The sequence below is a fragment of the Pseudomonas sp. AAC genome (assembly GCF_000725445.1).
In the GTDB taxonomy this organism is placed as follows: Bacteria; Pseudomonadota; Gammaproteobacteria; order Pseudomonadales; family Pseudomonadaceae; genus Pseudomonas; species Pseudomonas citronellolis.
The window spans coordinates 59,453-81,537 of sequence record NZ_KL647101.1; the positions used below are offsets into that span (position 1 = coordinate 59,453).

Below are 22,085 nucleotides of genomic sequence, written 5' to 3' on the forward strand. Positions count from 1 at the left end.
GGTTTGGCGGCGGGTTTCTTCGCTGCCGGCTTCTTCGCCGCGGCAGGTTTCGCAGCAGCGGGTTTGGCAGCAGCCGGCTTGCTGGCGGCGGTCTTGGGTGCAGCGGGTTTCTTCGCAGTGGCTGCGGTTTTCTTCATCTCGATCACCTCAAGGGGTCTTGTGGATGCCGCCCCTGTGCGTGCCGAAACTGGCGGTCCGGGACGAGCCTGACGCACTCCCTGCGTTATTCCTCTCACGGCCAAGAGTGCGCTCTTGAGCCTACCTCGCCGCGCTTCGATTGCAAGTCGTCGCGCCGCCAACGTGCGGCGCAATGACGCCGGGCAAGGCTCAGGATTGCACGGCGAAGCACGCGTCGAGGCGGCTGTACCCCATACCGACACCTTTGTGCACCTTGAGTTGCACGGGAATGCGTTCCTTGAGCGCCTCGACGTGGCTGATCACGCCGATGCTCTTGCCGCTGGCGTTGAGGCTGTCGAGGGCGTCCAGCGCCACTTCCAGGGTCTCGCCGTCGAGGGTGCCGAAGCCTTCGTCGAGGAACAGCGAGTCGATGCTGGTCTTGTGGCTGACCAGGTCGGACAGCGCCAGGGCCAGCGCCAGGCTGACCAGGAAGCTCTCGCCGCCGGAAAGGGTGCGGCAGTCGCGGGCGACGTCGCCCTGCCAGGTGTCCACCACCTCCAGTTCCAGCTCGCCGTCGCTGCGCCGCGCCAGTTGGTAGCGGCCGTGCAGGCGCTGCAGTTGCCGGTTGGCCAGGTGCACCAGGTGGTCGAGGGTCAGGCCCTGGGCAAAGCGCCGGTACTTGGCGCCATCGGAGGAACCGATCAGGCCGTTCAGGCGCTGCCAGAGGTCGTGGTGCGCCTCCTGTGCGGCGATCTCGGCGAACAGCGCCTGCTGGCTGGCGCGGCGCGCGTCGTCGCCCTGCAGTTGCGCGCGCACTTCGCCCTGGCGCTGGCCCAGTTCGCGCAGCTGGGTGGCGAGGGCCTGCAACTGCTCGTCGAGGGCCGCCAGCTCCAGTTCGCCCAGCGGTTGCGCGCGCAGTTGGCGCTCGGCTTCCTCGGCGGCGGCGCGCAACGCCACGGCTTCGGTCAGCGCGGTATCCAGGCGCGTCTTGAGTTCGCCCAGGCGCTGGCGCTCGCCATCCTCCAGCAGCGCGGCGAGGAAGGCCGCCAGGTCGGCGAACGGGCTTTCTTCCAAAGCCTGCTGCCAGGTGCGCTCGCATTCGGTCAGGGTAGTGCGCGCCTGCTCCAGGTGCGCGGCGAGGCTCTGCTCGCGACCGAGCAGCGCATCGGCCTGGCGCTGCGCCGCCTGCAGGGCCGCCTCCGCCGCTTGCAGGGCCTGTTGTGGCTGCGCCTCGGGCGCCAGCTCCGGCAATGCCGGCTCGCCACTGGCGCTCCAGCGTTCGCGCCATTGCCCGGCCTGCGCTTCGGCTTCCTGCAACATGCGCCGGGCTTCGCGCTCGGCCTCCTGCAGTTGCTGGTCCCGTTGCTGGGCCTGCTGCCAGGCGCGCCATTCGCCTTCGCGCTCGGCCAGCCAGGCTGCGCCTTGCTCGGGCAAGGCGGCGGCGAAACCGTCGAGGCTGGCCAGCAGTTCGGCGGCCTGGCGTTCGGCCTGGGTTTGCAGCTGTTCCAGGCGTTGCTGTTGTTCCGCCTGGCGCTGCTGTGCATTGTCCAGGTCGCGACGCAGCAGGGCCTCCTGCTGCAGCGCGGCCGCATGGCTGCGCTCGGCGCTCTCGCGGGCGCTCGCGGCCTGCTGCAATTCGCCCTTGAGCGCATCGAGCGCCGCCAGGCGTTCCTGCAGGTCGGCCAGGGCCTGCTCCTGGGCCTGGCGGATCGCGGCCAGGCCGGCGGCATCCTCGATGGCGAGGTTCTGTTCGGCCGACTGGCGCTGCCATTCGGCATCGAGCTGGTGCAGTTGTTCGCGCAGTTGCTCCAGCTGTTGCCGAGCCTGTGCCGCCTGGGCCGTCACGTCGGAGAGTTCGTCGCGCAGCGCCACGCCATCGCTTTCCAGAGCGGCCAGGGCCGTGCGGCATTCGTCGAGGGCGCGGCGCGTCTGCGACACGTCCAGCGCCTGGTAGCTGGCGATGGCCGGGTGTTCGTGGGAGCCGCACAGCGGGCAGGCCTCGCCGGGCTGCAACTGTGCGCGATAGGCCTCCAGGGCCTGGATGCGCTGCTCCTGCTCCAGCAGCTTCTCCTTGTCGGCGACCTGCTGCTTCAGCGCCTTGTAGCGCTCGCGCAGTTCGGCGATCGCGGTTTCCTTCTGCGCCTGGCGTTGCTGCAGCGAATCGAGCTGGGGTTGCAGGCGGGCGACCTGCGCGCTGGCCTGCTCGCGGCTCTGCGCCAGCTGCTGCAGGCGGTCCAACGCCCTGCCCTGCTGCTGCAGTTGCTGCCAGCGCTCACGCAGGGCGCTTTCGCCGGCGCCTTGCAGCAGGGCCTGCAAGCGCGCCTGCTGCTGCGCCTCGGCCTGGCGCGCCGCGTCCAGCGCCTGCCCGGCGTCGGCCAGGGCCTGGCCCTGGGCGGTGAGTTGGCCGTGCAAGGATTGGATGGCGGAGGCTTCCTGCTCTAGGCGCGCGCGGGCGCCCTGCAGTTCGCCGCCGAGCTGTTCGCGCTGGGCGAATTGCGCACGCCAGCCCCCCAGCAGTTCGCCCAGGCGGGCGCGTTGCGGGTGCGCGGCAAGCTGCGCCTGTACTTCGCGGCGCTGCGTTGCGAGTTCATCGATGGCGCGCTGGCGCTGCCCCGCCCATTGCGCGCTGTACTGGCTGGCCTGCCACAGGCTGCGCACGGCCTGCTCCGCGCAGTCCCGCTGCTGGCGTCGCAGGTCCGCCAGGCCGCTATGGTCCCGCTCCAGCGCCTGGCGGGCCTGTTGCCAGGCTGCATGCATGCGCTGCAGGCGCGCCGCCGGCTCGCTGGCGGCCAGGCGCTGCAGGTCGGGGGCCGCCTGGAGCAGGGCATCGCGCGCCTGCTGCTCGCGCGTGGCGGCCTGCTGGTGGTGCTGTTCGGCGCGGGAAAGGTCCTCGCGCCAGCGGCGCTGGGCCTGCAGTTCGGCCTGGCGCTGGAGCAACGGCGCTTCCTCGGCCAGCAGGCGTTCGGCTTCGGCCTGCAGCTCGCCGCGCTGTTCCTCGCTGAGCAGCTCCATGCCTTCGGCACGGCTCTTCAGCAGTTCCAGATCGTTCTGCGCCGCCTTGCTGCGCTCGTACACGCGCTGGGAAATCAGCCCGTAGATTTCGGTGCCGGTGAGTTCTTCCAGCAGGGCCGCGCGGTCGTTGGCGCTGGCCTCGAGGAAGGCGGCGAAACCGCCCTGGGCCAGCAGCATGGACTTGGTGAAGCGGCCGAAGTCGAGGCCGGTGAGCTGCTCGGTCTGGCGCAGCTTGTCGTTGATCTTGTCGGTGAGGATTTCCCCCTCGCCGCCGGCCGCCTCGATGCGCGCCAGCTCCACCTTGGGCGCCTGCAGCGCGCCGTCGACCTTGTCGCGGGCCCGGCGCTGGCTCCAGAAGGCGCGGTAGCGGCGGCCCCTGACCTCGAACTCGACCTCGGCGAGGCAGTCGGCGGTGTGCCGCGTCATCAGCTCGTTGCCGCTCTGCGACAGCGTGTTCATGCGCGGCGTGCGGTGGTACAGGGCCAGGCAGATGGCGTCCAGCAGGGTGGTCTTGCCGGCGCCGGTGGGCCCGGTGATGGCGAACAGGCCGTTGCCGACGAAGGGCTCGGCGGCGAAGTCGATCTTCCACTCGCCCTTGAGCGAGTTGAGGTTCTTCAGGCGCAGGCTGAGGATGCGCATCAGGCTTGCTCCTCCTGCAGTTCGGCGACCACCTGGCGGTACAGCCCGGCCAGCTCCTGGCGCAGCGGCGGTTCCAGCTGCTCGGCGTCCAGGCGTTGTTCGAAGACGTCCTCGGCGGAGAGCTCGTCGAGGGTCTCGCGCGCCTCGCCGAACAGCCCCACCTGCTGGCTACCACGTTCGCGGCGGGTGCGCAGCACTTCCACCGGCAGCGCCTCGCAGAGCTTCTCCAGGCGCGCCTGCAGGTCGTTCAGGTAGTCGTCGCTGCGCACCAGCACTTCCACCCACACCGGGCGTTCCGACGTAGCCAGGCTGGCGGCTTCGGCCAGCGCCGCGGGCAGGCTGTCGAGGTCGCCGGCCAGCGACTGCAAGGGCTGGAAGCAGGGCACGGCCAACGGCGTCACCGCGCGCAGGCCGCTTTCGTCGAGGTCCACCAGCAGCACTTCCTTGGCCTGCCGCGCCTCGTCGAAGCTCAGGGCGATGGGCGAGCCGCAGTAGCGCACGTGCTCCAGGCCGCCGACCTTCTGCGGCCGGTGGATGTGCCCCAGGGCGATGTAGTCCGCCGCCGGGAAGGCGCTGGTGGGGAAGGCCTCCAGGCTGCCGACGTAGATTTCCCGCACCGACTCGCTGGCGCTGGCGCCGACCGTGGTCAGGTGCCCGGTGGCGACTATCGGCAGCTTGCCACCGAGTTCGGCGCGCTTGGCCTCGGCCAGGGCGAACAGCGCCTGGTAGTGCGCCTGGATGCCCTGCTGCAGTGCCAGTTGCTTGTCCTGGGCGCTCTGCCCGGCCTGGCTGGCCAGCAGGTCGCGCGGGCGCAGGAAGGGAATGGCGCAGAGCACCGCGCCCGGCGTGCCGTCGCGTTGCGGCAGCACCAGCAACTGCCGGTCGAGGTCGGCCCCGGCGGCGGCGATCACCCGCGTGCCGAGCACCGCCAGCAGCTCGCGGGATTCCTCCAGCATGGCCACCGAGTCGTGGTTGCCGCCCAGCACCACCAGGCTGGCGCCGGTCTCGCGCAGTTCGACGATGAAGCGGTTGTACTGCTCGCGGGCGTAGCTGGGCGGCGCGCCGGTGTCGAACACGTCACCGGCGATGATCACCGCGTCCACGTCGTGCTCGCGCACCCGTTCCACCAGCCAGCGGCAGAAGGCGCGGTGTTCGGCCTCGCGGCTCTTGCCCATGAAGTGCTGGCCGAGGTGCCAGTCGGAAGTGTGGAGGATGCGCATGCGCCTGCTGTCCCGCTGCCTGATTCAGCCGGCGATGATACCCGCTTCCGGGGTGCGCCCGCGCCAGGCTGGCTATCCTGAAGGGACGCCGGCCGGGAATCAGACCATGCAACGCCTGCTCAACATGCTCCGCGACCTCACCATCCTGGTGCGCGCCAACCTGTGGATAGTGCCGGTGCTGGCCGCCCTGGTGGCCGCGGTCTTCTACTTCGTCGCGCCGCCGCCGCCGATGAGCGCCACCCTCGCCACCGGCGCCCCCGACGGCGGCTACGCGGCTTTCGGCGAAAAGTTGCGGGCCGAGCTGGCCGAACAGGGCTTCGAGCTGAAGCTGGTGCCCAGCGCCGGCTCGCGGCAGAACATGGACCTGCTGCTGGACGAGCACAGCGGCGTGGACATCGCCCTGGTGCAGAGCGGCCAGGAACGCCAGCTCGCCGCCGGGCAGCGGCAGCGCCTGCAGACCCTCGGCGCCATGTTCCAGGAGCCGCTGTGGCTGTTCCAGCGCCGCGACGTGCACATCGACCGCATCGCCGACCTGCTGCCCCTGCGCGTGGCCCTGGGCAGCCGCGGCAGCGGCACCGAGGCGATCACCGCGGCCATCCTCCAGGCCAACGGCATCGGCGACGAACAGCACCCCGCCGGCTGGCAGGCCAGCGGCGGCGACAGCGCCGCCGACGCGCTGCTGGCCGGCAGCCTGGACGCCGCCTTCTTCGTCGGCCCGGCGGACAACCCGCTGATCCAGCGCCTGGCCGCCAGCGAGCAACTGCTGCTGGCCGGCTTCCGCCGCGCCGACGCCTACGAGGCGCGCCTGCGCTTCCTCAAGCGCCTGGAGGTGGGCGAAGGCCTGCTGAACCTGGAACACAACGTGCCGCACCGCAACCTGACCACCCTGTCGCCGGTGGCCACCCTGGTGATCAACGAGCGTTTCCACCCGGCGCTGACGCCGCTGATCCTCCAGGCCGCGCGCCAGGCGATGCGCCAGGGCAGCCTGCTCGACGCCCCCGGCGCCTTCCCCGCCGCCGAGCCGCGCACCCTGCGCCTGAACGAGGACGCCGAGCGCTACTACAAGAGCGGCCTGCCGCTGCTGCAGCGCTTCCTGCCGTTCCGCATCGCCTCCCTGGCCGACCGCTACATCATCCTGCTGATCCCCTTCATCGCCATCCTCATCCCGCTGTTCAAGTCCATCGGCCCGCTGTACCGCTGGCGCATCCGCGCGCGCATCTACCGCTGGTACCGCTACCTGCGGGAAATCGACCGGCGCCTGGACGAAAACACCGGCGGCGCGGAGCTCAGCCGCGAGATCGAGCGCCTGGAGAGCCTGGAAGCCGAGCTGTCGCGGGTGGAGGTGCCGCTGTCGTACTACAACGAGCTGTACGAGCTGCACCTGCACCTGAACTACGTGATACGTCGCCTGCGCCAGCTGCGCCGCAACCGCCGCGAGCGCGACGGCGAGGCGCCGCTGGACAAGGCCGAGTGAGCGTGGCGCGTCGCGCTCGGGTAAACTGGCGGCTTTGCCACCATCGTCCAGAGCCGAGCCCGAGATGCCGATTCGTCACGCCATCGTCCACCTGATCGACAAGAAGCCCGACGGCAACCCCGCCACGCTGCACGCGCGCGACGCCGAACTGGGCGACTCCCAGGCCATCGAGAACCTGATGGCCGACCTCAACGAAAGCTACAACGCCAAGCCGAACAAGGCCTGGGGCCTGTTCCAGGAGGAGTCCGGCGCCTACCCGTTCAGCGGCTGGCTGGCCGAGTACCTGGACGGCGGCAAGGACTTCGTCGCCTTCAGCCGCCAGGCCGTAGAGCACCTGAAGAGCCTGATGGAGGAGTCCAACCTCTCCACCGGCGGCCACGTGCTGTTCTGCCACTACCAGCAGGGCATGACCGACTACCTGAGCATCGCCCTGCTGCACCACAGCGAGGGCGTGGCGGTAACCGAGGCGCTGGAAGTGGCGCCCTCGCGCCACCTGGACCTGGGCCAGCTGCACATGGCGGCGCGGATCAACTGCTCGGAATGGCGCAACAACAAGACCTCCAAGCAGTACATCTCGTTCATCAAGGGCAAGGGCGGCAAGAAGGTTTCGGACTACTTCCGCGACTTCATCGGCTGCCAGGAAGGCGTCGACGCCCCCAGCGAGACGCGCACCCTGCTCAAGGCCTTCAGCGACTACGTGGAAAGCGAGGACCTGCCCGAAGAGCAGGCCCGCGAGAAGACCGACACCCTGGTCGACTACGCCACCAGCCAGGCGCGCCTGGGCGAGCCGATGGCCCTGGACGCGCTCTCCGAGCTGATGGACGACCAGGCGCCGCGGGCCTTCTACGACTACATCCGCAACAAGGACTACGGCCTGGCCCCGGAAATCCCCGCGGACAAGCGCACCCTCAACCAGTTCCGCCGCTTCACCGGTCGCGCCGAGGGCCTGTCGATCAGCTTCGAGGCGCACCTGCTGGGCAGCAAGGTGGAGTACGACGAAGAGCGCGACATGCTGATCATCCGCGGGTTGCCGACGCAGCTGCACGACCAGCTCAAGCGGCGCAAATAACCGCGAATCGCGGACGGAGTCCGCTCCTACGTGTCCAGGAAGCACGGTCGTAGGAGCAACTGTCTTGCGCCGAGGTGCTTTTCGTAGGATGGGTTGAGCTTGCGATACCCATGCTGCCGGGGTGATGGGTATCGCTCCGCTCAACGCCATCCTACGAAAAGCCGTGCTTCCTGGAACCGTAGGACCTTGTCCGCGATAGCCGGACATTCCGGCGCGATTCGCGGATGAGATCCGCTCCTACGCCCCCCACCCACGCCATTCCCCGTAGGGCGCATAACGCCTACGGCGTTATCCGCCGTTGTCCCGGCTGTAGCGCGCCCTGCCCGCGATTCGCGCGCAGGGCGCGCTCCTACAAGGGAATGGCGTGAAGGGAATGGCGTGGCTGGCGCTTTTCGGGCCAAAGGCCAAGGGCCGTGGCTCCTGCGTTTCAGCGCGCCTCGACGGCGAACCCCAGCCGCGGGAAATGCACATGCAGCACCCCGGCGCGCGGGTCCTCGCGGCGCAGGATCAGTTCCTCGCTGCCCACGTGCAGCAGTTCCCCCTCCACCGGATCGACGCCGTAGTCGGTCGCCGCGATGGCCACCCGCTGGCCGGCCCGCAGGCCGTTGGCGTCGCTGAACGGCTCGTCCGGCAGCGCCGCCGGCTGGCTGTCGCGGGCCACGGCGATGGCTTCCTCGCTGCTCATCTCGCTGTGCGCGCCATGGCCGAAGCCGAGCACCCGGCCCAGCCAGGCCACTACCGACGGGTAGGCGTCCACCAGCGGCGAGGTCACCGGGGTGGCCTTGACGAACCAGAGCACGTGGGCGACGGCGAAGTCCGCCAGGGACGGCTCGCCGAACAGGAAGTCGCCCACCTCCCGCGCCAGTTGCTGCTCCAGCCGCGCCATGAACACCGGCCACTGCTGGCGCGCCTGCTCGGCCGGCAGGCGTGCGGCGCTGCCGCCGCTGAACAGCTGGCCGCGGTCGGCGATGAAGGCCTTGAGGAACTCCGGCGGCAGCTTGGCGAAGCGCGTGGCGATGGACTCGGGCTGGAACACCAGGCTCACGCCGTGCTGGAACAGCACCGAATCGGCCCAGGTGGCGAAGGCGGCGACGCTGAATTCCTGGCCCTCGGGGAACAGCGCCGGGGTGGCCTTCTCCTGCTCCAGGCGGCGGGCGATCAGCGCGGTGTCGCAATAGACGTCGGCGCCCACCTGCAGCACCGGCGTCTTGCGGTAGCCGCCGGTGAGCGCCAGCAGGTCGGGCTTGGGCATGATCGGCGGGATCAGCACCGAGCGCCACGACAGCTGCTTGAAGCCCAGCAGCAGGCGGGCCTTCTCGGCGAAGGGGGAAGTCGGGTAATGGTGCAGGATCAGCTCGGACATGCGGGGCTCCGTTGGCCGGCGTTGAGGGCCTTCCAGCTTACCCCGCCGCGGCGCGCGGTCCTACCCGGTCGACGCTATGGACGGCCATCCGCCACGCTGATGGCCAGGGCCGCGCCGGCCAGCGCCAGGCGCTCCTTGGCCGGCTTGCCCAGGGCCTTGATCGCCCGCTCGCGGCGCAGCGCCTCGCCCTTGCCGGCGCAGGCCTCGACGTATACCAGCGCCTGCGCCGGGCTGGAATGGAAGAAGCGCGCGCCACGCCCGCTGCAATGCGCCTCGAAGCGCCGCTGCGGGTCGTCGCTGATGCCGCAGTAGAGCGCGCCGTTGGCAGCGCGCACCAGGTAGACGAACCAGGGCTTGGGCTCGGCCTGGGTCATGCCCAGACCCGCTGCTGCATGCGTTCGCAGTAGCCGACCAGGCGCTCATATTCGCGCGCCATGTGGTTGAGGGGGGTTTCCAGGGTGCACAGGACCAGGTTGGCGAGTATCCCGTAGGCCGCGGCATCGGCGCTGCAGGGCTGGGCGCCGCCGAAGTACGGCAGGTCGCCGAGCATGCCGTCGAGGGCGTCGAGGTCCTGGCGGGCGAAGCTCAGCAGTTCCTCGCGGCTGTGGGCGGTCAACCCGCGGCCGCGCATCTCGCCGCGGATCTTGCGGCGCACCAGCGCGCCGACCACCGGCCGCAGCGGCGCCGGGATGCCGCGCAGCAGCACCGGGGCGACCTGGCGCCAGCCGTCCTCCTCCAGCCAGCGGAAGTACACCAGCAGCGGCGCCAGGTGGTCGTCGCACAGCCGCGTGATCGACACCGCCCAGCCACGCCCGCGGGCATCGAGGCCGGCGTCCAGGTCCAGGGCGAAGCGCTGCTGGAGGTCGTGGATGATGATCTCGGTATCGGCAACGGTCTGCCCCTCGACCTTGATGAAGGGCAGCTTGCCCTTGGGCCCCTTGCGCGGGTCCGTCACGTGCTGCACCTGGTATTCCAGCCCGGACAAGCGCAGGAAAGTCTCCAGCTTCAGGCAGAAGGGGCTGACGTTGGGCACATTGAAGGCCGGGGGGAACTGGAACAGGGTGATCATGGCGAGGCTTCCTGCGCGGGCTCGCCTGGTATTTAAGCGCATGCCAGGCGCCGCGGCGAGCCCTGTCGGAGTGCTATCAGACATGACCGGGTTCGCCGGGTGGCTCGGGTGCCGCCTGCGTAACGGTTCTGAAACCCGTCATTCCCGCGAACGTAGGGCGTATGAGCGTTCACGGTTATCCGCCCTTGGTCGTGCCACCGGGGCGTCCGGCGTGGCCGGGGAATCCAATCGCGGACAGAGTCCGCTCCTACGCCGCCCAACCCACGCCATTCCAATGTAGGAGCGCGCCCTGCGCGCGAAATCGCGGGCAGGGCCCGCTCCTACACCTTCCAGCAAATATGACACCCCGTAGGATGGGTTGAGCTTGCGAAACCCATCCTACGAAGAGCCATGCTCGCTCATGCCATAGGAGCGGACTCCGCCCTGCGATGAAACCGGAACGCCCCGCCCTATCTCAGTTGAACCACTCCATGGCCGTCCGCCAGACACACACGCCGACGAAATACGCCGAAGCCACGAACCACAGCCACAACAGCCAGGTCTGGTCCACCGGCTGCTGCAGGATCAGCAACGCGCTACTGAACATCCAGACGAAGGTCACCGCAATGTTCAGCGGCATGAACTGGCGCACCCGGAAGGGGTGCAGGAACTTCATCCGCGTCAGCGTCAGGGCCGCCAGCACCAGCACCGTGACCAGGCTCACCCACGGGCCGGGCCCGAGGACGAAGAAATACACCGCCACCACGTTCCAGGCCGCCGGGAAGCCGACGAAGTAGTTGTCCTTGCTCTTCATGTTCACGTTGCAGAAGCAGAACAGCGAGGACACCAGGATGACGCCGACGATCGCCAGCTCGCTGTGCACCGGCAGCGGCACGTAGCGGTAGATGAAGATCGCCGGGATGAACACGTAGGTGAGGTAGTCGATCACCAGGTCCAGGGTGGAGCCGTCGAAGTGCGGCAATACCGCCTTGACGTCGAACTTGCGCGCCAGGGTGCCGTCCAGGCCGTCCACCAGCAGGGCCGCGCCCAGCCACAGCAGGCAGGCCTGCGGGCGGTTGTCGACCAGCGCGAGCAGCGCCAGCAGGGCCAGGATGACGCCGCTGGCCGTCACCGCGTGGGCGCTCCAGGCCTTGGCTTTGCTCAGGTTCAACGGAGTGAGGGTCAGGTTCACGGCGCTTCTCTTCAGTCAGGCGGCAGTGCGAGCTATTTCAACGTATAGCCCATCCGTGGGTTTCCACAGGATGCTCCTGGGTATCGGAACACCGATCCGACGGCCGAGTTCAGCCGGCCGGCCTTGGTGGGCGTGGAAAAGGCCAGGATACGCCGAAGCGCACCCGCAGCGCCAAGGGCGCTGACGAGCGTAGGACGGCTTTGCGACGGCTTTCGGACGCCAGGGATGCGGCGCGGCCCGCGGGGGCCGCGCCGCGCAGGCTCAGTGGATGATCTGGCTGAGGAACAGCTTGGTGCGGTCGGATTGCGGGTTGTCGAAGAACTGGTCCGGCGGCGCCTGTTCGACGATCTCGCCCTTGTCCATGAAGATCACCCGGTTCGCCACGGTGCGGGCGAAGCCCATCTCGTGGGTCACGCAGAGCATGGTCATGCCGCTCTGGGCCAGGCCGATCATGGTGTCCAGCACCTCCTTGACCATTTCCGGGTCGAGCGCCGAGGTGGGTTCGTCGAACAGCATGATCTTCGGCTTCATGCACAGCGCCCGGGCGATGGCCACGCGCTGCTGCTGGCCGCCGGAGAGCTGCCCGGGGAACTTGCCCGCCTGCTCGGGGATGCGCACCCGCTCCAGATAGTGCATGGCCACTTCCTCGGCCTCGCGCTTGGGCATCTTGCGCACCCACATCGGCGCCAGGATGCAGTTCTGCAGCACGGTCAGGTGCGGGAACAGGTTGAAGTGCTGGAACACCATGCCGACCTCGCTGCGGATCGCCTCGATCTGCTTGAGGTCGTTGGTCAGCTCGGTGCCGTCGACGATGATGCTGCCCTGCTGGTGCTCCTCCAGGCGGTTGATGCAGCGGATGGTGGTGGACTTGCCCGAACCGGACGGGCCGCAGAGGACGATGCGTTCGCCCTGGCGCACGGTGAGGTTGATGTCCTTGAGCACGTGGAACTGGCCGTACCACTTGTTCACGCCCTTCATCTCGATCATCACGTGATCGCCGATGGCCGGGACGGTCTTGTTGCTGGCTTCAGACATGATGACGAACTCCTAACGCTTGTGGCCGGTGTCCAGCTTGCGCTCCAGGTGCATGGAGTAGCGGGACATGCCGAAACAGAAGACCCAGTAGACCAGCGCGGCGAACACGTAGCCCTCGGTGGACATGCCCAGCCAGGCCGGGTCCGCGGTGGCGCGCTTGATGCTATTCAGGAAGTCGAACAGGCCGATGATGATCACCAGGCTGGTGTCCTTGAACAGCGCGATGAAGGTGTTGACGATGCCGGGGATCACCAGCTTCAGGGCCTGGGGCAGGATCACCAGGCCCATCATCCGCCAGTAGCCCAGGCCCATGGCCGCGGCCGCCTCGTACTGGCCCTTGGGGATGGCCTGCATGCCGCCGCGGACCACCTCGGCGATGTAGGCGGCCTCGAACAGCACCACCATCACCATGGCGCGCAGCAGCTTGTCGAGGTTCATGCCCTCGGGCAGGAACAGCGGCAGCATCACCGAGGACATGAACAGCACGGTGATCAGCGGCACGCCGCGCCAGAACTCGATGGTGGTGACGCACAGGACCTTGATCGCCGGCATCTTCGAGCGCCGCCCCAGGGCCAGCAGGATGCCCAGCGGCAGCGCCCCGGCGATGCCCACGGCGGCGATCACCACGGTCAGCATCAGGCCGCCCCACTGGCTGGTGGGCACGTTGTCCAGGCCGAGGAAGCCGCCGTGCAGCAGCCAGTAGGACACCAGCGGCAGCGCCAGCAGGTAGGCCAGGCCGTACTTGAGCTTGTGCTGGAACTGGCGCAGGAACAGCGGCGCGGCGCCGACCACCACCAGCAGCACGTTTAGGTCCACCCGCCAGCGCAGCGCCTCGGGGTAGAAGCCGTACATGTACTGGCCGAGGCGGGTGCTGATGAACACCCAGCAGGCGCCCTCGCGGCTGCAGTCGGCGCGGCTCTCGCCGACCCAGTCGGCCTTGAACACGGCCCACTCCAGCAGCGGCGGGACAATCAGCCAGATGACGTAGAGCCCGACCAGGGTCAGCAGGGTGTTGATCCAGCTGGAGAACAGGTTGGCGCGCAGCCAGCCGATGACCCCGACGCTGAGCGCCGGCGGCGGCAGATCGGGCTTGAAGGTATGGTTTGCCATGGCGTCCCCCTAGCGTTCGATCAGCGCGATGCGCTTGTTGTACCAGTTCATCAGCAGCGAGATGCTCAGGCTGATGGCCAGGTACACGCTCATGGTGATGGCCATGGTCTCGATGGCCTGGCCGGTCTGGTTGAGCACGGTGCCGGCGAACAGCGAGACCATGTCCGGGTAGCCGATGCCGGCGGCCAGCGAGGAGTTCTTCGCCAGGTTCAGGTACTGGCTGGTCAAAGGCGGCACTATCACCCGCAGCGCCTGCGGGATGATGATCAGCCGCAGCGTCTGCCCCGGGCGCAGGCCCAGGGAGCCGGCGGCCTCGGTCTGGCCGTGGCTGACCGCCTGGATGCCGGCGCGCACCGTCTCGCCGATGAAGGCGGCGGTGTAGATCGACAGCGCCAGGACGATGGACACCAGCTCCGGGATCACCACCCAGCCGCCGCGGAAGTTGAAGCCCTGCAGCACCGGCACGTCCCAGTGCACCGGCACGCCGGCCACCAGGATGGTCAGCGCCGGCAGCACGATCAGCGTGGCCAGGCCCGTGAGGAACACCGGGAAGGTCTTGCCGGTGGCGTGGCGGCGCACCTTGGCCCAGCGCCAGAGCACGGCCCAGGCGACGATGGCCAGGAGGACGGCGATGAGGAAGGCCGGCAGCGCCTCGGTGGCCACCGGCGCCGGCATCTGCATGCCGCGGTTGTTGAAGAACAGCAGGCCGCCGACGCTCAGGCTCTGCCGCGGCCCGGGCAGTTGCGCGAGCACGGCGAAGTACCAGAAGAAGATCTGCAGCAGCGGCGGGATGTTGCGGAAGGTCTCGATGTACACCGTGGCGATCTTGCGCACCAGCCAGTTCGGCGACAGCCGGGCCACGCCGAGGACGAAGCCGATGATGGTCGCCAGGACGATGCCGATCACGGTCACCAGCAGGGTGTTGAGCAGGCCGACGAAGAACACCCGCCCGTAGGTGTCGGATTCGCTGTAGTCGATCAGGTGCTGGGAGATGCCGAAGCCGGCGCTGTTGCCCAGGAAGCCGAAGCCGGACTGGATGCCGCGGTGGGCAAGGTTGGTCTGGGTGTTGTCGAAGAGGAACCAGCCGAACGCCACCACGGCGACGACGGCGATGATCTGGAAGGCCCAGGCGCGCACGGCCGGGTCGCTGAGCGACAGGCCGCGCGGGCGCCGGGCTTTGACGGAATTCTGCATGTAAGCCCTCTCGCAGGCCGCCCCGGCGGGCACGGGGCTACGCCCGTGACCGCGCGGGGGACCTCACGTCGTTCGAAACAGGGCCCGCGCCCAGGATCCGGGCGCGGGCTGTGGGAGGTCAGCGCACCGGCGGTGCGTACTGCAGACCACCCTTGTTCCACAGGGCATTGAGGCCGCGCTTGATCTTCAGCTCGCTGCCTTCGCCGACGTTGCGCTCGAAGATCTCGGCGTAGTTGCCGACCTGCTTGACGATCTGCACCGCCCAGTCCTTCGGCAGCTTCAGGTCCTTGCCGTAGTCGCCCTCGGCGCCCAGCAGGCGGTTGATGTCGGGGTTCTTCGAGGACTTGGCCATCTGCTCGACGTTCTTCGAGTCGATCCCCAGCTCCTCGGCGTTGAGCATGGCGAACAGCGTCCAGCGGACGATGTCGAACCATTCCTCGTCGCCCTGGCGCACGGCCGGGCCGAGGGGCTCCTTGGAGATCACTTCCGGCAGCACCACGTAGTCGTCCGGCTTGGCCAGCTTGATGCGCTGCGCGTAGAGCTGCGACTGGTCGGAGGTGAGCACGTCGCAACGCCCGGATTCCAGCGACTTGGCACTTTCGTCGGAGGTGTCGTAGGTGATCGGGGTGTACTTGAGGTTGTTCGAGCGGAAGTAGTCGGACAGGTTCAGCTCGGTGGTGGTGCCGGCCTGGATGCACACGGTGGCGCCGTCCAGCTCCTTGGCGCTGCTCACGCCGAGCTTCTTGTTCACCAGGAAGCCCTGGCCGTCGTAGTAGGTCACGCCGGCGAAGTTCAGGCCCATGGCGCTGTCGCGGGAACTGGTCCAGGTGGTGTTGCGCGAGAGCACGTCGATCTCGCCGGACTGCAGCGCAGTGAAGCGCTCCTTGGCGGTCAGCGGAGTGAACTTGACCTTGCTGGCGTCACCGAAGACCGCGGCGGCGATGCCATGGCAGACATCGACGTCGATGCCCTTGTAGACCCCCTTGGAATCGGCATAGGAGAAGCCCGGCAGGCCGTCGCTGATGCCGCACTGCACGAAGCCCTTCTTCTTCACCGCGTCCAGGGTGGCGCCGGCCTGGGCCATGCCGCTGAGCCCGAGGACGCTCAGAGCGGTCAGCACCGCCAGTGTGGATTTCACCATCTTCATCGATCACCTCCAGTTTGCTTTTATTCGTGTTGGAGTCCCGGCCCACTCGCCCTTGTGAGGCGCCGCACGGTCTGCTCCGGACCTTGCATCGAAGTGGAAACCTTAGGTCAGTCTAGCCGGCTCTGCGGATACGTCCGCTTCGCCGCCCAGGCTGCCCCGCTCGCGGATGACGCGAGCCGGACGTATTGCGGGGGCCGCCCTCACCTTGGCGGCCTGTTCAATGGGCTGCCCGCCCCGCCGACGGCACTGGTTTCCGGATGGGGGTCGGATAGAGTGTTACGCCGGCGGGACGGATCGCAGCCTGGTGCCTGAGTTAGCAAGGGCCGTACCAGAATGCTTCCCGCCCCCCGTTTCGGCGAAGGTCAAGTCGATAAGTTATGGCAAAGCGACATCCTTTTCGCAGATTCGCCGATCCTTTTTCCGGTGTGCGCGCCTTTGCGGCGCACATGCCCCATCCTGGAGCCCCCGATGAGCCAACCCCTGCTACTCGAACCTACCCAGCCGGCCGACTCGTGCGTCATTTGGTTGCACGGCCTGGGCGCCGACCGTTACGACTTCGAACCGGTGGCGCGCATGCTGCAGACGATCCTGCCGCGCACCCGCTTCATCCTGCCCCAGGCGCCCACCCGCCCGGTGACGGTGTTCAACGGCATGCCGGCGCCCAGCTGGTACGACATCAAGGCCATGGCGCCGGCCCGGGCCATCGACGAGGCGCAGCTGGACGCCTCGGCCGACGCGGTGGTCGCGCTGATCGAGGGCCAACTGGCCCAGGGCATCGCGCAGCGGCGCATCGTCCTGGCCGGCTTCTCCCAGGGCGGCGCGGTGGTGCTGCACACCGGCTACCTGCGCTGGCCGGGCGAGCTGGGCGGGGTCATGGCGCTGTCCACCTATGGCCCGACCTTCGACGACGACCTGCAACTACCCGAGGCCAAGAAGCAGCAGCCGGCGCTGTGCCTGCACGGCACCTACGACGACGTGGTGGCGCCCGCCATGGGCCGCGCCGCCTACGACTTCCTCCAGCGGCAGGGCGTGGCCGCGCAGTGGCGCGACTACCCCATGGCCCACGAAGTCAGCAACCAGGAGATCGCCGACATCGCCGCCTGGCTGCGCGAGCGCCTGTGACGGCGCATTGCGGGCCTCTCGCGGGATAGTCGTCAGGCTGGGCCGACCGCTGGTCGGTCCACCACGCCAGCGAATTGCCAGTACGCAAAAGTCATTAATACTGAAGTTCCCGAAGGACGAACCAGACTACGGAGAGTCGTCGTGCCCCTCAGCGGAACCTGTCGAAAGCCCCATCAGCCATGAAGCCGACACAGTGGCAGCAGGATATCCAGCAGTTGCGCCACCTGCGGCTGTTCCAGAACGTCGCCGGGACCGCCTTGCAGCGGCTGCTCAACGAATTCCGCGCGCTGGAGCTGGAGGCCGGCGAGGTCCTGCTTTCGCCCTTCAACCGCAACCACTTCCTCTACCTGGTGCTCGAAGGGCAGCTCAAGGTCTACCTCGGCTCCCTGGACAATTCCCCGGTGTCCACCCTGGGCAGCGGCGACTGCGCCGGGGAAATCAGCTTCATCGACCATGACCACCCGTCGGCCTACGTGGTGGCCACCGAGGCCACCCGCGTCCTGCGCCTGCACCGCGAGGCGCTGCTGAGCCTGTTCGAGCACTCCCCGCAATTGATGCAGAACCTGCTGGAGATGCTCTGCGCGCGGGTGCGCCAGGGCAACCGGATCATCCTCAACACCGAGCAGAACGCCAACATCGACACCCTCACCGGGCTGTTCAACCGGCGCTGGCTGGAGCACGTCTACGAGCGCGAGAGCACCCGCTGCGCGTTCAACGAGCAGCCGCTGGCGATGCTCATGCTGGATGTCGACCACTTCAAGGACTACAACGACCGCCATGGCCACCTGGCCGGCGACTACGCCCTCTGCCTGGTGGCCCATACCCTGCGCAGCCAGCTGCGGCCCAAGGACAGCATGGCGCGCTTCGGCGGCGAGGAATTCGTCATCCTGCTGCCGGAAGTGAGCCTGGACGAGGCCCGCGCCATCGGCGAGCGCCTGCGCATGAGCCTGGAGCAGATCGACTCCTTCTATTCCCCGCTGGGCGCCCTGCCCGGCGTCACCGTGTCCCTCGGCGTGGCCGAGATGCACCTGCAGGAAAGCCTGCAGGGCCTGCTGCGGCGCGCCGACGAGGCCCTGTACCGGGCCAAGCAGCACGGCCGCAACCGCCTCTGCGGCTGATCCACGGCAGGCTTTGGCCGACGCCCCCAACGCACGGATTTCGCCTGGCTGGCAACTTGCTTTACACTGGCGGCCGTTCAATCCTTAACCACTACGAGATCACCGTGCTCAAGGCACTCAAGAAAATCTTCGGCAAGGGCGAGGGCGAGCAGCCCGCCGCAACGCCCACCCCAGCCCCCTCCTCCCCCGCAGCCGCCAGCCAGGACGGCGAACAGCGCCCGCGCAAGCCGCGCGCTCCCCGCCCCGAAGGCGAACGCAACGACAAGCCGCCACGTCCGCCCAAGGGCGACAAGCCGCGCGGCGAACGCCAGGACCGCGGCGGCGACCGCCCGGAGAAGGCCGAGCGCACCGACAAGCCACCGCGCGAAAAAACCGAGAAGACCGAGCGCCCGCGCCGCGAGCGCAAGCCCAAGGCGCAGGTGGTGGACAACTGGAAGCTGGAAGACTTCGTGGTCGAGCCGGCCGAAGGCAAGACCCGCTTCCACGACTTCAACCTCGACCCGCGGCTGATGCACGCCATCCACGACCTCGGCTTCCCCTATTGCACGCCGATCCAGGCGCAGGTGCTGGGCTTCACCCTCAGGGGCCAGGACGCCATCGGCCGCGCCCAGACCGGCACCGGCAAGACCGCCGCCTTCCTCATCTCGATCATCACCCAGCTGCTGCAGACGCCGCCGCCCAAGGAACGCTACATGGGCGAGCCGCGCGCGCTGATCATCGCGCCGACCCGCGAGCTGGTGGTGCAGATCGCCAAGGACGCCGTGGGCCTGGCCAAGTACACCGGGCTGAACGTCATGAGCTTCGTCGGCGGCATGGACTTCGACAAGCAGCTCAAGACCCTCGAATCGCGCTACTGCGACATTCTCGTAGCCACCCCCGGCCGCCTGCTGGACTTCAACCAGCGCGGCGAGGTGCACCTGGACATGGTCGAGGTGATGGTGCTGGACGAGGCCGACCGCATGCTCGACATGGGCTTCATCCCCCAGGTCCGCCAGATCATCCGCCAGACGCCGTACAAGGGCGAGCGCCAGACCCTGCTGTTCTCCGCCACCTTCACCGACGACGTGATGAACCTGGCCAAGCAGTGGACCGTGGACCCGGCCATCGTCGAGATCGAGCCGGAGAACGTCGCCAGCGACACCGTCGAGCAGCACGTCTACGCCGTGGCCGGCAGCGACAAGTACAAGCTGCTGTACAACCTGATCGCGCAGAACGACTGGACCCGCGTGATGGTCTTCGCCAACCGCAAGGACGAAGTCCGCCGCATCGAGGAACGCCTGACCAAGGACGGCATCAGCGCCGCGCAGATGTCCGGCGACGTGCCGCAGCACAAGCGCATCAAGGTCCTGGAAGGCTTCCGCGAAGGCAAGATCCGCGTGCTGGTGGCCACCGACGTGGCCGGCCGCGGCATCCACGTCGAAGCCATCAGCCACGTGATCAACTTCACCCTGCCGGAAGACCCGGACGACTACGTGCACCGCATCGGCCGTACCGGCCGCGCCGGCAGCACCGGCACCTCGATCAGCTTCGCCGGCGAGGACGACGCCTTCGCCCTGCCGCCGATCGAAGAGTTGCTGGGCCGCAAGATCACCTGCGAGATGCCGCCCGCCGAGCTGCTCAAGCCGGTGCCGCGCAAGCACTGATCCCCGCGCGAAACGGAAAAAGGCGAAGCCACGGGCTTCGCCTTTTTCGTTTCCGCCGGCGTTACGCCCGGTGACGCCAGGCGAGCGCGGTGACGCACCGGCGCGGTGCGCAACGCCCCATTCGTCCCGCCGGGTCCGCCGGGACGACGCCTCCCCTCTCCCCACCAAACAATGGCACCCGGCCATCGTCCTGCCTGGGCCCGGGGCTGATAGCTGAGCAGATAAACGAACGGCCTGATCGATTTTGTTTACGTTCGTAAATAAATTTGCACGCTTCTTGCAGAATTTTTTACGACGCCCTTCAGAACAAGCCTTCGGAATCCCGCCCATGCCCTTGCGCGCCAAGCTCGCCCTCAGTTTCCTGCTCATCGGCCTCATCCCGGTGCTGGTCATGGCCATGGTGGTCTACCACCAGGCCAGCCGCGCCCTCGAAGAACAGAGCCTGAACGCCCTGGAGGCGGTGGCCAGCATCAAGCAGCGGCAGCTGATGGACGCCTGGCAGGCGCGCCACGACCAGCTCAGCAGCCTGGCCGGCAACCTCGGCGCCAACTACGCGGGGCTGGAGAGCGAGGCGCTGGTCACCACCGCCAACTACGACCGCCCGGTGTTCGAAAACTTCACCAAGACCTTCGGCTACCGCGAGCTGCGCCTGGTGGCCAGCGACGGCAGCGTGGTCTTCAGCCTGGGGCGCGGCGCCGACTACCAGCAGAACATGAACGCCGCGCAATGGCGCGACACGCCCTTCGGGCGCTTCGTCCGCGGTGCCCTGGGCAGCGGCAAGGCGAGCATCAGCGACCTGGAGCCGGCCCAGGACGACAAGCAGCCGGTGCAATGGCTGGCCGCGCCGATCAAGGACCACGACAAGCTGCAGTTGCTGCTGGTGCTGGAACTGCCGCTGAAGGCGATCAACGATGTGATGCAGAGCCGCCAGGGCCTGGGCGAGGCCGGCGAGACCTACCTGGTGGGCGGCGACGGGCGCCTGCGTTCGGACTCGGCACGCTTCGCCGACCACCGCGTGCGCCGCGCCGGCGACGCGCCCGCCGCCCTCCCCGGCCAGGCCAGCGAAAAGGCCCTGGCCGGCGAACAGGGACGCCTGACCGAGCCCGGCCTGAGCGGCGCGACGGCGCTGAAGTCCTTCGTGCCGCTGAACCTCGACGGCCTGCACTGGGCGCTGGTGGCGGAAATGGACCAGGACCAGGCCTTCGCCCCGGTGCGCAAGCTGATGTGGCAGATGCTGGTGCTGGGCCTGCTGACCCTCGCCGGCGTGGCCGCCGGCACCTGGCTGGTCAGCCGCAGCGTGATGCGCCCGCTGGGCGGCGAACCGGCGAGCATGGCGGCCCTGGCCCAGCGCCTGGCCAACGGCGAGCTGAAGCTGGCCGGCGGCGCCGAGGCCGCCAGCGGCCTGATGCAGGCCCTGCACGAAATGGCCGCGGCCTGGCGCCAGGTGGTCGAGCGCCTGCGCCAGGCCAGCGAGGCGGTGGGCGACGCCAGCGGCGACATCCTCGACGCCGCCGGGCGCACCAGCAGCCACCTGGACCAACAGCAGGAAGCCCTGGAAATGGTGGTCAGCGCCGTCGACCAGATGGCCGCCACCGTGCAGGAAATCGCCGGCAGCGCCAGCCGCAGCGCCGACGGCAGCGCCGCCGCGCGCGAGGCCTTCGTCACCATGCAGGGCACCCTGCAACGCATGATCGGCCGCCAGGACCAGCTGCTCGCCGGCCTGCGCGACGCCGACCGGGTGGTGCAGGCCCTGGCCGGCGACAGCCAGCAGATCAACTCGGTGCTGGAGGTGATCCGCTCGATCGCCGAGCAGACCAACCTGCTGGCCCTGAACGCCGCCATCGAAGCCGCCCGCGCCGGCGACGCCGGCCGCGGCTTCGCCGTGGTGGCCGACGAAGTGCGCAGCCTGGCCCAGCGCACCCGCAGCGCCACCGACGAGATCGTCACCATAGTCGGCACCCTCGGCGACTCCTCCACCCAGGCCCAGGCCAGCATGGGCGGCGCCAGCGAACAGGCGCGCACTCTGGAGCACGACACCCAGGCGGTGCTGGACTCCCTCGGCGCCCTCGACGAATCCCTGCAGGGCGTGCACGCCATGGCTTTCCAGATCGCCGCGGCGGCCGAACAGCAGGCGGCCACCACCCAGGAAGTGAACCAGCACATGCACCGCCTGAGCGACATGACCGCGGAGAACCGCAAGACCGCCGCGCACACCCGCGACTGCGGCGAGCACCTGCGCAAGGTGGCCGGGAGCCAGGAGGCGTTGGTGGCGCAGTTTCAGCTCTAGCACTCACCGGAAACGTCGGCGGCTTGGTTCAACGCCTTTCCCTCTCCCTAACCCTCTCCCTGAAGGGAGAGGGGACCGTTGGGCAGAACTGGGTGTTCTGGAGTTAGCCGGCAACACCGAAGGTTTCCGGCTGAAACCATTCGTTCTCTCGGCACGGACAAGCCCCTCTCCCTTCAGGGAGAGGGCTGGGGAGAGGGAGCGGACTCAACCCGAAACACAACCACCACCGTCAAGCACCATTCGCGAGCAAGCTCGCTCCTACAGGCTGCCCCCCCCCCCCCCCCCCCACCCCCCC

At 68.5% G+C, this 22,085-nt stretch carries 15 protein-coding genes and 1 pseudogene; 6 read left to right on the forward strand and 10 right to left on the reverse strand.

All coding sequences use genetic code 11. The features are described 5' to 3' along the window. Window positions 1–327 precede the first annotated feature (327 nt). Both FG99_RS25805 and sbcD read right to left on the reverse strand, forming a co-directional pair. Window positions 328–3,768 (reverse strand): AAA family ATPase, encoded by a 3,441-nt coding sequence (locus FG99_RS25805; RefSeq protein WP_043273063.1) that lies wholly within the window; start codon window positions 3,766–3,768, stop codon window positions 328–330. Further along, a complete protein-coding gene (gene sbcD / locus FG99_RS25810) occupies window positions 3,768–4,988 on the reverse strand; it encodes an exonuclease subunit SbcD (RefSeq protein ID WP_043273065.1) in 1,221 nt (406 codons plus the stop codon). The genes FG99_RS25805 and sbcD overlap by 1 nt, the downstream gene beginning before the upstream one ends. 106 nt (window positions 4,989–5,094) lie before the next feature. Here sbcD and FG99_RS25815 point away from each other — a divergent pair, with 106 nt between their 5' ends. After that, entirely contained in the window at window positions 5,095–6,462 is a 1,368-nt protein-coding gene (locus FG99_RS25815; protein ID WP_043273066.1) for a TAXI family TRAP transporter solute-binding subunit, read from the forward strand. Between the two features lie 64 nt (window positions 6,463–6,526). Next, window positions 6,527–7,531: a nucleoid-associated protein YejK gene (gene yejK, locus FG99_RS25820; protein ID WP_043273068.1), complete on the forward strand. Its 1,005-nt coding sequence runs from the start codon at window positions 6,527–6,529 to the stop codon at window positions 7,529–7,531. Window positions 7,532–7,958: 427 nt separating this feature from the next. Here the strand turns inward: yejK and FG99_RS25825 are convergent, their stop codons facing one another. From FG99_RS25825 to FG99_RS25860, 8 genes are all read right to left on the reverse strand, one after another. After that, window positions 7,959–8,894, reverse strand: a complete 936-nt coding sequence (locus FG99_RS25825; protein ID WP_043273070.1) for a glutathione S-transferase family protein — start codon at window positions 8,892–8,894, stop codon at window positions 7,959–7,961. Between the two features lie 74 nt (window positions 8,895–8,968). Continuing rightward, window positions 8,969–9,268, reverse strand: coding sequence for a GIY-YIG nuclease family protein (locus FG99_RS25830; protein ID WP_043273072.1), 300 nt, complete (start codon window positions 9,266–9,268; stop codon window positions 8,969–8,971). Continuing rightward, window positions 9,265–9,963: a glutathione S-transferase C-terminal domain-containing protein gene (locus FG99_RS25835; RefSeq protein WP_043273074.1), complete on the reverse strand. Its 699-nt coding sequence runs from the start codon at window positions 9,961–9,963 to the stop codon at window positions 9,265–9,267. The genes FG99_RS25830 and FG99_RS25835 overlap by 4 nt, the downstream gene beginning before the upstream one ends. Window positions 9,964–10,417: 454 nt before the next feature. After that, entirely contained in the window at window positions 10,418–11,134 is a 717-nt protein-coding gene (gene pcsA / locus FG99_RS25840; protein WP_099049080.1) for a phosphatidylcholine synthase, read from the reverse strand. Window positions 11,135–11,395: 261 nt separating this feature from the next. Beyond that, window positions 11,396–12,169, reverse strand: a complete 774-nt coding sequence (locus FG99_RS25845; protein WP_043273076.1) for an amino acid ABC transporter ATP-binding protein — start codon at window positions 12,167–12,169, stop codon at window positions 11,396–11,398. Window positions 12,170–12,181: 12 nt separating this feature from the next. Then, entirely contained in the window at window positions 12,182–13,279 is a 1,098-nt protein-coding gene (locus FG99_RS25850; protein ID WP_043273078.1) for an amino acid ABC transporter permease, read from the reverse strand. A gap of 9 nt (window positions 13,280–13,288) precedes the next feature. After that, the gene (locus FG99_RS25855) at window positions 13,289–14,473 is read right to left on the reverse strand and encodes an amino acid ABC transporter permease (RefSeq protein ID WP_043273080.1); all 1,185 of its coding nucleotides are present in this window, start codon (window positions 14,471–14,473) and stop codon (window positions 13,289–13,291) included. 118 nt (window positions 14,474–14,591) lie between these two features. Beyond that, window positions 14,592–15,620, reverse strand: a complete 1,029-nt coding sequence (locus FG99_RS25860) for an amino acid ABC transporter substrate-binding protein (protein WP_043273082.1) — start codon at window positions 15,618–15,620, stop codon at window positions 14,592–14,594. A 468-nt stretch (window positions 15,621–16,088) separates the two neighbouring features. Here FG99_RS25860 and FG99_RS25865 point away from each other — a divergent pair, with 468 nt between their 5' ends. The 4 genes and pseudogenes from FG99_RS25865 to FG99_RS33360 form a co-directional block, all read left to right on the forward strand. Then, window positions 16,089–16,742 (forward strand): alpha/beta hydrolase, encoded by a 654-nt coding sequence (locus tag FG99_RS25865; protein ID WP_043273084.1) that lies wholly within the window; start codon window positions 16,089–16,091, stop codon window positions 16,740–16,742. A gap of 179 nt (window positions 16,743–16,921) precedes the next feature. Beyond that, window positions 16,922–17,860 carry a GGDEF domain-containing protein gene (locus tag FG99_RS25870; RefSeq protein ID WP_009616115.1) on the forward strand — a complete coding sequence of 313 codons (939 nt, stop codon included), beginning with the start codon at window positions 16,922–16,924 and terminating at the stop codon, window positions 17,858–17,860. 104 nt (window positions 17,861–17,964) lie between these two features. Continuing rightward, a complete protein-coding gene (gene rhlB / locus FG99_RS25875; RefSeq protein WP_009616114.1) occupies window positions 17,965–19,503 on the forward strand; it encodes an ATP-dependent RNA helicase RhlB in 1,539 nt (512 codons plus the stop codon). A gap of 1,780 nt (window positions 19,504–21,283) precedes the next feature. Next, window positions 21,284–21,790, forward strand: a pseudogene (locus FG99_RS33360) (methyl-accepting chemotaxis protein); the annotation flags it as partial. Window positions 21,791–22,085 lie beyond the last annotated feature (295 nt).